Genomic DNA, 13,652 nt, shown 5'->3' on the forward strand with positions numbered 1-13,652 from the left:
TAATGACAAGCAAGATTATAGGAGTCGGCAATTATATTCCGCCGGAAACAATTACAAATTTATTTTTTGACAAGCATCATTTTATTAATAAAAACGGGGAGTCATTAAAGGAAGCGAATGATATTATTGCCAGAAAACTCAAGGAAATTACCGGCATAGAAGAAAGAAGATATGCATCTGAGCAACAGGTGACTTCAGATCTGGGACTGATTGCAGCACAGAGAGCGATAGAAAATTCAAAAATTGATCCGGAAACACTGGATTACATTATATTTGCCCACAATTTTGGAGATGTCCGCTTTGGCACTGTTCAGTCGGACAGTGTTCCAAGTCTGGCTTCAAGAGTAAAGCATCTTCTGAAAATCAAAAATAATTTCTGTGTAGCTTATGATGTTCTTTTCGGATGTCCGGGCTGGATAGAAGGAGTGATACAGGCTAATGCCTTCATCAGATCAGGAATTGCAAAACGCTGCCTTGTTATTGGTGCAGAAACACTTTCCAGAGTAGTTGATATTCACGACAGAGACAGTATGATCTATGCGGACGGTGCAGGAGCCGTTATCATGGAAATCAGTGAAGATGATGATCAAGGGATACAGTCCCATTTATCGGCTTCATATACTCTGAATGAAAAAGACTACCTTTTCTTTGGTAAATCCTACAATAACGAAAGCTGCCCTGATACGAAATATATCAAAATGGAAGGCAGGAAAATCTATGAATTTGCTCTTGTCAATGTGGCGGATGCCATGAAGAAGTGTCTGGAAGCAAGCGGATATTCTATAGATCAGCTCGATAAAATTATCATCCATCAGGCTAATGAGAAAATGGATGAAGCCATTGTAAAACGTTTTTATCAGCTTTATGATCTGCCAATGCCTGAGAATATCATGCCGATGGTGATTGATAAATTAGGGAACAGCAGTGTGGCTACCATTCCAACGCTGCTTACAATGATCCTGAACGGAGAACTTCCTTCCCACGAAATAAAAGAAGGACATGTGGTTTTATTTGCCTCTGTGGGAGCAGGGATGAATATCAATTCATTTGTCTATAAATTTTAAGATAACTTACTGAAGGAGAAGTAGCAGTTTCAATATTTAGCTGCTTAATCTTTTTCTTTTTTGAAAAAAGGCTCAGATTTTTATGATCTGGGCCTTATTATTTATTTGAGATTATCTTTTGTATTTCTTCCCAAAAAATTAAAATCCATTTTGGATACACGTTCATCCAATTTGGCAACTCCCGCCTTTATTCTAATGCTGACCTTTGTCCTGTTAATTTAATACAGAACAAAATGAAAACAATTTTTATAACAGGCGCTTCTACAGGATTAGGAAAAGCGACTGCCCAATTATTTCAAAGCAGAGGCTGGAACGTTATTGCAACGATGAGAAATCCTGAAGCTGCTTCAGAACTTGCTGCTTTGGAAAATGTAACCCTGCTTCCTTTGGATGTTACCAATCTGGAGCAGATAAAATCAACCATTAATAAGGCTCTTGAGCTAAGTCATGTGGACGTAGTCTTTAATAATGCAGGATACGGGCTTATTGGTCCTCTGGAAGCCTTAAAAGATGAACAGATCTTAAAACAGCTGGATACCAATCTTCTCGGGGTGATCCGTGTAACACAGACTTTTATTCCCTATTTCAGAGAGAAAAAGAACGGGATGTTTATTACCACCACTTCAATCGGAGGTTTGATTGCATTTCCTTTGGGTTCAACTTATCATGCTACCAAATGGGCTCTGGAAGGGTGGAGTGAAAGTTTAGCTTATGAATTGAACAAATTCGGGATCGATATAAAAACAGTATCTCCCGGAGGTATTAAAACTGATTTTGTAAGCCGTTCATTAGATTCAGCAACAAGTCCGGCCTACGAAGAAATTTCCAATTCACTTTTTTCCAGCATGGAAGGAATGATGGAAGCGGCTTCTACACCGGAACAGATTGCAGAAGTTGTTTATGAAGCAGCTACAGACGGTAAGAAACAGTTGAGATATGTAGCCGGAGAAGATGCAAAAGCATTATATGCACAGCGTCTTGAACTGGGAGATGAAAATTTCAGAGAGCAGTTCGGGAAACAGTTCATCTAAGATAATTTAAAATATTAGGACAGCATGAATAGCCTTATTTGTGCTGTTTTGTTCTTTAAGCTAAATATTTAATACATTTATATCATGGAAAAGAAAGATAATACACCGATGAAAATTTCGTCCATATCAGAGCTTCATGACCTACTGAAACTTCCCAAACCGCTTCATCCATTGGTAAGCCTGGTAGATAACACAAAAATGATTGTTAAAAAAGAATTGCTGAACAGAAGCTTTCATCTGAATTTTTATAAGATTTCGTATAAATTTTCTGAACATGGAAAGATGGGATATGGGCAGGGATATTACGATTTCAATGAAGGAGGCATGATGTTCACGGCGCCGGGACAGATTCTTTCTACAGATTCGGATGCAGAATATTGTGGCTATACACTTCTGGTACATCCGGATTTTATACGGACTTATCCGTTGGCCAGGAATATCAGAAAATTCGGTTTCTTTTCCTATGACACCAATGAGGCGCTGCATCTGTCTGACCAGGAAAAAACCACCATAACCGGATTGCTGGACAATATCCGAAATGAACTGAATACAGCGATTGATGAAATCAGCCAGGATGTTATTGTTTCCTATATCGAGGTTCTGCTGAATTACAGCAACCGTTTTTATAAAAGACAGTTTATCACAAGAAAAGCAGTGAACAGTGATCTTTTATCTAAAATGGAGCTGATACTGGACAATTATTTCAACAGGCAGGAAACATTAACCAAAGGACTTCCCACTGTAGAATTCCTGGCCTCACAAATGAACCTTTCACCCCATTACCTGAGTGATATGCTCCGGAATCTTACGGGACAGAATGCCCAGCAGCATATTCATGAAAAACTGATCGAAAAAGCTAAGGAATATCTTACCGCAACAAGCTTTTCGGTGTCAGAAGTAGCGTATGCTTTAGGATTTGAGCATCCGCAGTCCTTTAATAAACTGTTTAAAAAGAAAACAGAAAAAACTCCTTTAAGTTACAGGCAGCTGTTTAACTGAGGTATATTTCAGAGGTGATTAATATGCCGTAATTATAAATAATTCGGGCTGACTAATCTAATTCTAATAGGAGAAAAAACAGACTAACCATTAAGCTAATTAAAAAATGAATTTCGAATCGGAAGTGAACAGCTATGAGGATATTTGTAAAATACTGAACATAGATCCTGACCTGAAACCAGATGTATCTGCGTATGATGAAGAGGATCAAAAGGCTGCTGTTTCCCTCTTCAGATTGTGGAACGCAAATAAGGCGGCATGGAATGGTGAAATGATTGATTTCAATAATGATAATCAGGAGAAGTTCGAGATTTTGTTTGATCTGGGTGATGAAGTTGATCCGGACTCGGGTTTCATGTACTTTACCTACCGTCCTGTCAGCAGCAGAAGCCATGCCGGTGCCCGTCTCCTTTGGCCTGGCGTTACCATAGCTCAACACGTTACTAAGGTCATGCAGCTGGATTTTATGAATACGATGAAAATACCTGAGAAAATAATAAAAACGGATAATGAGTCATTAAAACTAAGTGCAGTGAATTTTAAGTCAGAAATCAACAGCTACGAGGATATCTGTAACATCCTTACTGTAGATCCTGATCTGGAACCTGATGTATCCGCATACGCTAAGGAAGATAGAGAGGCCGCCATCTCTATGTTCAGATTATGGAAAGCAAATAAAGCTGTATGGAATGGTGAAATAATTGACTTCAATAACTATGACCGGAATGTATATCAGCACAAATATGAAGCAATGTGTCATCTAAGTGATGAAGCTGGCGGGGGAGAAGGTTTTGCATACTCAAGTTGCAGTAGTGCCGGAGATTATTCTGCTGTCGGCGCCCGTCTCCTCTGGCCTGACACTACAATCGCAAAACACATGACTAAAGTAATGCGGAAGGATTTTATAAATGTAATGAAAATACCTGAAAAATAATAAAGTCGGACGAGCAACTACTTGCCAGGCTTTAAGGTTTACATACAATTACGGCAAATATAGCAGGGCTGCCGGTATTATATATTGTTTATTTGCACTTGTGGCCTCACCAGGAATCGAACCTGGATCTAAAGTTTAGGAAACTTCTATTCTATCCGTTGAACTATGAGGCCTTTGGAAGAAATAAAAATACTAATTAATTTAAATAAATAAAAATTTTCTAATAATTACGGTTTTTAAAATAATTTATTAAGAATCATTCATGACAGGAACTGAATAGAGGCAAAAAAAGAATCCGCTCTTTAGAAGCGGATCCAGTAGATAAATACATCTCATTTTTTTAATTAGACAACAATAAAAAAGCACAGCCGACAATGCTGTGCTTAAATTTTTATTTCAAATTTAATTGCAATTTCAAAGCTGAAAAAAGCAAAAAATGATTTCATTTCAGTTGTATTACATAGTAAATGTAGCACAATTTTTAATACGAAACATGAATTTAATGTTAAAATTCACAACTTATCCACAATTTAATGTGGATAAGTTTGTAAGTGATTGTTATTCAGTATATTTTAAGATGGTGTTTTTCAGCGTAGTTTTCTCTTTTTCGCTTCCTTTATTGTCCATATGCCCGTGGTTGATATCGGTAGATTGTACTGTGATGTGGTATTTTACCTGTTCTTCAGGTGATGGAAGAACGCCTTTATCAGCGGGATAATCATTAGAACGCAGGGTGTATATTTTAGGATGGGAAGTTCTTGGAAGATACATTCTCCGGTTGTCCATGGTAATAATTTTATAGACAAGTTCAGGATGCTTGCTGGCAAATAAAGCGGTCATATCTCCACCGTTGGAATGGCCAATCAATGTCAGATGTTTATAGTCAAGATCCGGCCTGGTCTTTTTAAGCTCGTTCAAAACAAATAAAATATTTTCGGCCCCTCTTTCCCAGAAAGGCATCCTTACAATCTGCGGTTTTCCTTCCATTGGAATCAGTTCATCGGTTGGAAGTTCATGCTGAATGCTTACTGTAAAATATCCTTTTGATGCCAGTGCTTCAGTTAAATAAGAATAAAGAAAATAATCACCGCCTTTATTGGCACCATAGCCATGACTGAAAATAACCACCTTTTGCCCGGGAATACCTTTCTCTGTTTTAGGCGTGTACAAGGCAACAGGGATCTTCCGGTTCCGGCTTTTATCAAATAAGGTCAGCGTATCCCGTTTTGTTTCATAAGCTTGATCTGAATTGATCATTTTTTTAGATGTACAGCTGAATAATGACAGAATAAGAAGAAGAGCAGATAGAATTTTATAGTTCATGTTGTTTAATCAGATTGAAAAGGTGAAAAATCAGCGAATGAAGTGAATAGCATTTGATTCCAAAGTTTTAGAGATTCAATACAAAAATCTTTGATTTTTATTAAAACTTAAGGGAACTCCTTATTCACAAAGTAGCAATATTAAATCACTTAAGTGTCAAAAACTTTTATTTCTTTTGTGGTTAAAAAAAATAGAGAGCCAATAAACGACTCTCTATTATTATTAGCTTTCAAGTTTTTCCTTGATGTATTTCGCGGTGTGCGATTTTTTATCTTTGGCAAGATCTTCCGGAGTACCTGCAAAAACAACTTCACCACCATATTTCCCGGCTTCAGGGCCAATATCTATAATATAATCCGCAGATTTGATAATATCCGGCTGATGTTCAATAACAATTACCGAATGGCCAAGATCAATCAGTGCCTGCAGGGATTTCAGTAACTTCTGGATATCATGAAAATGAAGTCCTGTAGAAGGTTCATCAAAAATAAACAGGGTTTTGTCAGTAGTAACTCCTTTCACAAGGAATGAAGCCAGTTTTACACGCTGTGCTTCACCGCCGGAAAGGGTAGAAGAGCTTTGTCCCAGCTGCAGATAGCCTAATCCAACTTCCTGAAGCGGTCTCAGTTTTGTAACGATCTTTTCTTCATTATTGTCTTTAAAGAATTCCAAAGCTTCATCCACCGTCATATGAAGAATATCGGAAATGCTTTTTTCATCAAATTTCACTTCCAGGATCTCGTTTTTAAAACGCGTTCCTTTACACACTTCACATTCAAGCTCAATGTCTGCCATGAACTGCATGGAAACATTGATCACGCCTTCCCCTTTACATTCATCACATCTTCCGCCATCTACGTTAAAAGAGAAGTGCTTGGGCTTATAACCCATCATTTTTGAAACTTTCTGCTTGGCAAAAAGATCCCTGATGTCATCATACGCTTTCAGGTAGGTTACCGGATTGGAACGTGAAGATTTACCGATTGGGTTCTGGTCGATCAGTTCAATATTTTTAATCAGTTTTTTTGGAAATTCTACAGAATCATAATCTCCTTTTTTTCCACCCATTCCAAGTTGAATCTGGATGTCATTGGTTAAAATTTCCTTCATCAGTGTAGACTTTCCGCTTCCGGAAACACCAGAGATTACGGTAAGGCTTTCCAAAGGAACATCTACATCTATATTTTTCAGATTATTCTGTCTTGCCCCCTTGATATGGATCCATTCCTTAGCTTTTCTGCGCTTTTTAGGAACTTCAATTTCCATTCTTCCGGTTAAATATTTTGAAGTAAGGGTATCCGCATTTTTAAGATCATTATAATCTCCGGCAAATACCAGTTCACCACCAAGATAACCTGCTTCCGGACCAATATCGATGATGTAGTCAGCAGCTTTCATAACATCCTCATCGTGTTCAACGACAATCACGGTATTTCCCAGATCACGGAGGTTTTTTAAAACTCCGATCAGGTTTTCCGTATCTCTTGAGTGAAGTCCGATAGAAGGTTCATCCAGGATATAGATGGAGCCTACCAGGGAACTTCCTAAGCTTGTAGCAAGATTAATTCTCTGGCTTTCACCACCGGAAAGGGTATTGGAGGTCCTGTTCAGGGTTAAATAGCCTAAACCTACTTTTAGTAAAAACTCGATACGTGTTTTGATTTCGTACAATAATCTTTTGGCAACATCCTGATCATGTTCGGAAAGCTTCAGCCCGTCTATTAAAGGATATAATTCATCCAATGGAAGCTCGATCATGGACTGGATATTGTGTCCGTTCACTTTTACCCAGCTTGTTTCTTCCCGCAGTCTCAGGCCTTCACAGGTAGGGCATAGTGTTTTCCCTCTGTATCGGGAAAGCATAACGCGGTACTGGATCTTATACAGGTTTTCTTCAAGCATTTTGAAGAAATTATTGATAGAAGGAAAACTGCTTTTACCGTCTCCTTTCCACAGGAAGTTTTTCTGTTCTTTGGTCAGCTGATGGTAAGGTTTGTGGATAGGGAAGTCTCCAGCTTTTTTAATGAATGCTTTTTTCCACTCACTCATGCTTTCACCTCTCCAGGCAACCACTCCATCCTCATAAACGGATAGTGTTTTATTGGGAATAACCAGATCTTCATCTATTCCGATCACTTTTCCGTATCCTTCACATGCCGGACATGCTCCGTATGGGTTGTTGAAACTGAAAAAATGAACATTCGGTTCAAGGAACTCCATGCCATCCAGCTCAAATTTATTGGAAAATTCTTTTACTTTTCCGGTATCCGGATTTTTCAGTGAACAATAGCCATGACCTTCATAAAATGCCATTTGGATAGAATCTGCCAGCCTTTGAAGGAAACTTTCGTCTTCTTCATAAGAAAAACGGTCGATTACAAGATTAATGATCATCCCCTTTTCAGGAGTAAAACCGAAGCTTTCCAGGTCTTCAATACCGGCTACATTACCGTTGATCTCAAGTCTTGTGAAACCTGCAAGCTTTAAAACATTCAGCGCTTCCTTAAAATTATCTGCATCATATTCCAAAGGAGCTGTCAATAAAAACGAAGTGTCTTTTTTTGAAGCCTTAATAAAATCGATCACGTCAGAAACGGAATCCTTTTTCACTTCTTCACCTGAAACCGGAGAAAAAGTTTTCCCGATTCTTGCAAAAAGAAGTTTCATATAATCATAGATTTCCGTGGAAGTTCCCACCGTAGAACGGGGATTGGAAGAAATTACTTTCTGCTGAATGGCAATAGAAGGAGCAAGCCCTTTAATGTCATCCACTTTGGGTTTTTCCAGTTTGCCCAAAAACTGACGTGCATAGGAACTTAAACTTTCTACATACCTTCTCTGTCCTTCTGCATAAATAGTGTCAAATGCCAGGGAAGATTTTCCGCTTCCGGAAACTCCCGTAATGACGATCAGTTTGTTTTTCGGAATCAGAACATCTATATGTTTCAGATTGTTAAGATGGGCATTCTTAACGAAAATCTGTTTTTTTATATCTATTTCTACTGTTTTAGTCATGTTTTATTTCATAAAAAGTATATACTGACTGAGAGAATTATCTGTGGTCAGTGTGGCAGTCTCTTGCCGTAAATTCTGCTGTCTGACAAACTGTTTTATATCCGTCCAGGAATTCAGCATATAAAATGCCTGTAAAGTATGGAAAGAGAGATTATTTTCATCGCAAAATTAAGACCCACAAAATTACAAAATTTTACTGAAAATAAGATGTTTAAATATTTGCTGTGATAGAATTATATTAACTATATAAAACAAAAAAAGAAAAATATTTCCTCATTATAGCCGGAAAAAAACAAGAGCGTAAGCCATTAGCAGCCATGAGATTATATTAATCATTTCATAATTATAAAATTGAAAAATAATTTATGATTTTCATTATGTTTTTTCATTTTGCTCTTGTTTTGTATTTTAAAATTAGTTAAAATTGTATTCATAAATATGTAATATAGAAATGAGAAAGTTATTCAGAGATCTTGTTACACATTTAATGAGAAAAAGATGAAGTTACTCCCCTCAAAAGATGCAGTATATCCCTACTGCATCTTTTTTTATGATAACTATCATTTGTCTTTCTTCAGGAACTCCCTTACTTTTGGGCTCGATATTAAGAAACTGACTCAAAACAAAACGGGAACGATTATGATCAAAAAGATTGGAAGTATATTTTTATTAGGTTCAATGCTCTGCGCTCATGCACAGGAAAAGACTACGGATATTGAAAGTATTGAATTTCAGGGAAAGTTTATTTCTACACCTTATAAAAATGCCAATCAGAATATTACGGTTATTACAAAAGAAGATATTGCCAATTCTCCTGCAAAAAGTATTGACGAGGTTCTTCAGCAGGTTCCGGGAATGGACATCAGAAGGAGAGGCGCCAATGGTGTACAAAGTGATATAGGCTTCCGGGGAAGTTCATTTGAGCAGGTATTGCTGTTGCTGAACGGCATCAGAATGAATGATTCCCAGACCGGACACAACTCTATGAATATACCGGTAGATATGGATGATGTGGAAAGAATAGAGATCATCAAAGGTCCGGCCGCCCGAAGATTCGGCCAGAATGCTTATGCCGGTGTCATTAATATCATTACCAAGACAACTCCCGGAAAGCGGGTGAAGATAAGTGCTGAAGGCGGAGATTACGAAACCTACGGCTTCGGATTCAATGCGCAGCTGGGAAATGAAAAATTCTCTAATTCACTTCAGGCTAATTCTGCCTCATCACAAGGATACATGCACAATACGGATTATGAGATCCGGAATGTTTTCTACCAAAGCAAACTGAACATTAAAAACGGTGATTTGAAGCTGCAGGCCGGCTTTTCTGAAAAGAAATTTGGAGCTAACGGTTTTTATGCGTCTAAAAGTGCTACTGAACAATATGAAGAAACGCAGGCTTCCATTGTAAGTTTATCACATCAGCAAAAGTTTGGTCATTTGAACCTTAGTTCGAATGTATATTGGAGAAGAGGGCAGGACATGTATCTATATGACAGGAATAAGCCGGATGGTTACAGAAATATGCATATCGGGAACAATGCAGGCGGGGAAGTGAATTCCAGCTACCAGTGGGGATTGGGGACTACAGGAGTAGGTGTTGAGCTAAGGAAAGAATTTCTGGCCAGTAATAATCTGGGAGAAAGAAACCGTTTTGTCTCACAGGTTTTCTTTGAGCATCATTTTTCATTACTGAATAAAAAGCTGAACATCAGTCCTGGGATTTCCTGGGCTAATTACTCCAAAGAAGGAAATTTTTTCTATCCTGGTCTGGATGTAGGATATAATTTCAATCAGAATAATAAAATTTATGGAAATATTGCCAGAGTTCACAGAGTTCCCACATTTACAGATCTTTATTATGTAAGCAAAACAGAACAGGGAAATCCAGATCTGCTTCCTGAAAATGCAGTTTCATCTGAAATTGGATATCAGTATCAAAACAGCAGGATATTGGCCAAGATCAGTGGATTTATGAGGAATTCTGAAAATTCCATCGACTGGACGAAGAAGGATGTTAATGCTCCTGTATGGTATGCCCAGAATGTAGGAAAAATAGATACCAAAGGAATTGAGGCGGAATTGAGCCACAGGCTTTTTGACTGGCTGAAATATACAGCAGGATATACCTATCTGGACAGTAAAATAAGTGAGTCTAATGAGTTCGTTTCAAGGTATATTCTTGATAATCTGAAACATCAGGTTGTTGCGAAGCTTGAAACCAGATTTTTAAATTATTTCACCAATGAGCTGGTTTACAGGTATAATGAAAGACTGAATCTCGGAAGTTATAATCTCCTTGATGAGAAACTGAGCTTCGCGAAAAAAGACTTTTCAGTATATGTGCTGATCAATAACTTGACGAATACAAAATATACGGAAGCTTTTGGAGTTGAAATGCCTCAGCGTTGGTTCCATTTAGGCTTCTCCTATACGATCAATATTAAATAAACGTTAATTTTAAATGAATGAAAGTTAATATTAACAAATTGTTAAATGATTTATTTTTGCAAAAATTTTTTATGAAACTTTTTTTAAGTCTGAGTTTACTTGTAAGTATGACCTTTTTCAAAGCACAGGAACACGTTTCCAGCTTCAATGCAGTGACTTTAACCTACAAGTTTCATCCTAAGTTTTTCCTTTATGCGGAAGGCCAGCTCAGAGGAAATGAAGATTATACTTACCCGGATTATTACGAGATCAAAGGAGGGGTGGGATACAATCTGACCAAAAATCACAAACCTTTTGTAGGTCTTGGGAGATATGTGAACTATAAGGAACACAGCCTGAGCAGAGAGGAATTCAGGGTATGGCTGCAGGACGTGATTGATTTCAAAAAAGGGATCGTTAAGTTCGAAAACCGTTTCCGTGCAGAGAAAAGCTGGTTCTATGAGCCTAAAATAGATAAAAGCTCCCAAAGAATGCGTTACAGATACCGATTGAACATAAGCGTTCCATTGAATGCAAAAACTGTCAAAAAGGGAACTGTTTTCGCAAATGCTTATGATGAAATCTTCCTGGTAAGCCCAATGAAGCCTACTTTCGCCAGAAACAGGGTGTATGGCGGTTTCGGATATCAGATCGATGACCATTTCGGAATTCTGACAGGTTATCTGTGGCAGCGTGAATTTGAAGCAAAAGGCAATAAAAACCTTCACTTTATCTATTTGGCCTTAAACATCAATATCGACGGTACGGACCATCCTACAAAAACATATGATTTCCCTGGGGCGGATTAAGATGCTTTGTCTAAATCTGCCTGAAAACTTAATAAATCTTTTTTCAATTCCAGATAATAATCATTGAGGATTTTCTGAAATTCATTAACCACCTTGAATACGGATTCAACTTCTGGTTCCAGGTATTTATCATGATTAAAGTAAATGTAAGAAGCGTCTGCATATGATTTCAGGAGTGATCTGCTTTCTTCTGTCAACGATTCTTTATAACTTGAGTTTACTATAAAATCATTCAGATTTTTTTTGAAAGAGGCTTCTGCTTTTAACAGTTTGGCTCTATGCTTACGAATTTCTTCAAAAGGTAAAGTCACGGTCATAAACTGAAGGTATCCAACAAACTCAGTCAATGCTTGCTGAAATCTGTCGAAGTCTTTGTCTATGGCTCCAAATTTTTTATATTTTTCCAATAAGATTGATTGCTCGTATTGATCAGCCTTGCTGAAATAATAGCGGTAGATATTTTCATCATTTTTTGTAAGTGCTGCTTTTACTTTTAAAAGCTCACCTTCAAGCTCAGGGATCAGTTTGGAGGCATCTTTAGCCTTGTACAGGTTTTCTCCGTACCTGAATGTTTTAATCTCTTTAGGGTTGGCTTTTAAATAAGCCAGTGTTTGTAAATCACTTTCAATTCCAGCTTTCTCATAAATTAAAGAAACTTTTCTGTCACTGAACAGATCTTCACCATCAATTACGGTATCAGAATCTGTTATAATAGTTTCGATATTCTCTAATAGTGGATTGTAAGATTCATAATATCCGTTAAAATTTGAGTTCCAACACTGATAGGGATATTTTTCGATATAAAGTTCGATGAATTTTTCATTGTCTATCACTTCACCCACATTTTTTACCTGATGCAGAGTCAGATATTTTCGGGTCATCACCTCACAGATCTCATTATATCCTCTAATGATATTTTTTGCCAGTTCGTGATTTTCCTGAATATTTCTGGTTTTATTGTTCCTGATTCTTTCAACTCTTTTTAATGTATCTGGATGGGAGGCCCACTGATCCTGGATTTCTATTTTTGTTTTATTATAACGGGTTAAATCCTCTTCATCTACTTTTGGAAGCCCGTTGATATATGGGTGGTTGTTTCTTTCACTGAAAATTTTCAGTAATGAGGTGTGATCTTTATAAAGATTTTGAGGAAGGTATTTCTGCTCACTTTGGATATAGAAATTAAAGGAATACTGAAAAGCGGAATCACTTAGTTCTATTCTCAATAACGAAGAAATCTGCTCCTGAGGATTGGTGAGAAAAGTAGAAACGGCATCCGCGTGATATTCCATTTCCCTGCTAAGGGAGGCATGTTTTTGAAATAGAAAAGATGAAACTTTTTTCAGAATAAATTGAAATACATTGATGAAGCCCACTGAAATCGCTCCAAATAAAGTAAAAAACGTATTTCCCGAAAAAGTCATGATCATGTTTTCATATTCTTTATTATTGTAAACCGTTTCGTACACGATTTTTTGTGCATGGTGAACATATCCACCCACTTTCATGCTTCTTTGGGAAAAATGCCCGAATTCATGGGCGAGAATTGTTTTTAATTCGCCGGTGCTTGTAGAATTGATTAATCCCAAACCTATGGTAAGATTTTTTCTCACCGGAAAAAACATACTCCAGAAAACGGAATTATAACTTACACTGGCGTTAACATCAGGAGAAAAGAAAACCTTTTTAGGGGCTTTTACCTGAGTGTCTTTAACAATTTCATCGATGATGCTGAATAATTCCGGCTGCTGGGATCTTGTGATTTCTACCAAATGTCTTGTAGTATAGGTGTTTTCATTGAAAATGAATTTAATCATAAAATAAAAAACAAAAATACCGATGCTGGCAAGACCTGCGGCGGCTATAAGTGTATAGTAACTTATTTTGAATGCAAGAATAGAATATGCTCCGTATCCTAAAAGTACAATGAGAAAGAGGGAAACGGCGATGAGGATAAGATATACGGTAAAAAATATAGAAATAGATACAATAGCGGAAGTCAGCTTAGACCTGTAAGCTGCCGACATTTTAGGAAGGTTATTCATTT

Annotated in this window: 9 protein-coding genes and 1 tRNA gene; 6 read left to right on the forward strand and 4 right to left on the reverse strand. The window is 37.3% G+C overall.

Annotated elements, in window-relative coordinates; genetic code table 11:
- The first annotated feature begins 2 nt into the window (after window positions 1-2).
- The 4 genes from J4Q03_RS14675 (at window position 3) to J4Q03_RS14690 (ending at window position 4,028) form a co-directional block, all read left to right on the forward strand.
- Entirely contained in the window at window positions 3-1,064 is a 1,062-nt protein-coding gene (locus J4Q03_RS14675; protein ID WP_426048888.1) for a 3-oxoacyl-ACP synthase III family protein, read from the forward strand.
- Between the two features lie 233 nt (window positions 1,065-1,297).
- On the forward strand, window positions 1,298-2,095 hold the full coding sequence (locus tag J4Q03_RS14680; protein ID WP_426048889.1) for an SDR family oxidoreductase: 798 nt from the start codon (window positions 1,298-1,300) through the stop codon (window positions 2,093-2,095).
- Between the two features lie 84 nt (window positions 2,096-2,179).
- The gene (locus J4Q03_RS14685; RefSeq protein WP_426048890.1) at window positions 2,180-3,094 is read left to right on the forward strand and encodes a helix-turn-helix domain-containing protein; all 915 of its coding nucleotides are present in this window, start codon (window positions 2,180-2,182) and stop codon (window positions 3,092-3,094) included.
- A gap of 106 nt (window positions 3,095-3,200) precedes the next feature.
- Complete coding sequence (locus tag J4Q03_RS14690) at window positions 3,201-4,028, forward strand: hypothetical protein (RefSeq protein WP_426048891.1); 828 nt, start codon at window positions 3,201-3,203, stop codon at window positions 4,026-4,028.
- Between the two features lie 101 nt (window positions 4,029-4,129).
- On the opposite strand, the gene J4Q03_RS14695 is transcribed toward J4Q03_RS14690, so the two are convergent.
- The 3 genes from J4Q03_RS14695 to uvrA form a co-directional block, all read right to left on the reverse strand.
- Window positions 4,130-4,201, reverse strand: a tRNA-Arg gene (locus tag J4Q03_RS14695).
- 385 nt (window positions 4,202-4,586) lie between these two features.
- Window positions 4,587-5,351, reverse strand: coding sequence for an alpha/beta hydrolase family protein (locus J4Q03_RS14700; protein ID WP_426048892.1), 765 nt, complete (start codon window positions 5,349-5,351; stop codon window positions 4,587-4,589).
- 222 nt (window positions 5,352-5,573) lie between these two features.
- Window positions 5,574-8,366 carry an excinuclease ABC subunit UvrA gene (gene uvrA / locus J4Q03_RS14705; protein ID WP_426048893.1) on the reverse strand — a complete coding sequence of 931 codons (2,793 nt, stop codon included), beginning with the start codon at window positions 8,364-8,366 and terminating at the stop codon, window positions 5,574-5,576.
- A 498-nt stretch (window positions 8,367-8,864) separates the two neighbouring features.
- Between uvrA and J4Q03_RS14710 the strand changes: the two genes are divergently transcribed.
- Together J4Q03_RS14710 and J4Q03_RS14715 are read left to right on the forward strand one after the other, a co-directional pair.
- Window positions 8,865-10,817, forward strand: coding sequence for a TonB-dependent receptor plug domain-containing protein (locus J4Q03_RS14710; RefSeq protein ID WP_426048894.1), 1,953 nt, complete (start codon window positions 8,865-8,867; stop codon window positions 10,815-10,817).
- A gap of 71 nt (window positions 10,818-10,888) precedes the next feature.
- Window positions 10,889-11,605, forward strand: a complete 717-nt coding sequence (locus tag J4Q03_RS14715) for a DUF2490 domain-containing protein (protein ID WP_426048895.1) — start codon at window positions 10,889-10,891, stop codon at window positions 11,603-11,605.
- Here J4Q03_RS14715 and J4Q03_RS14720 read toward each other — a convergent pair.
- On the reverse strand, window positions 11,602-13,650 hold the full coding sequence (locus tag J4Q03_RS14720; RefSeq protein ID WP_426048896.1) for a M48 family metalloprotease: 2,049 nt from the start codon (window positions 13,648-13,650) through the stop codon (window positions 11,602-11,604). The genes J4Q03_RS14715 and J4Q03_RS14720 overlap by 4 nt on opposite strands.
- Window positions 13,651-13,652 lie beyond the last annotated feature (2 nt).

The organism is Chryseobacterium sp. NFX27, from assembly GCF_049887855.1.
Classification (GTDB): Bacteria; Bacteroidota; Bacteroidia; order Flavobacteriales; family Weeksellaceae; genus Chryseobacterium.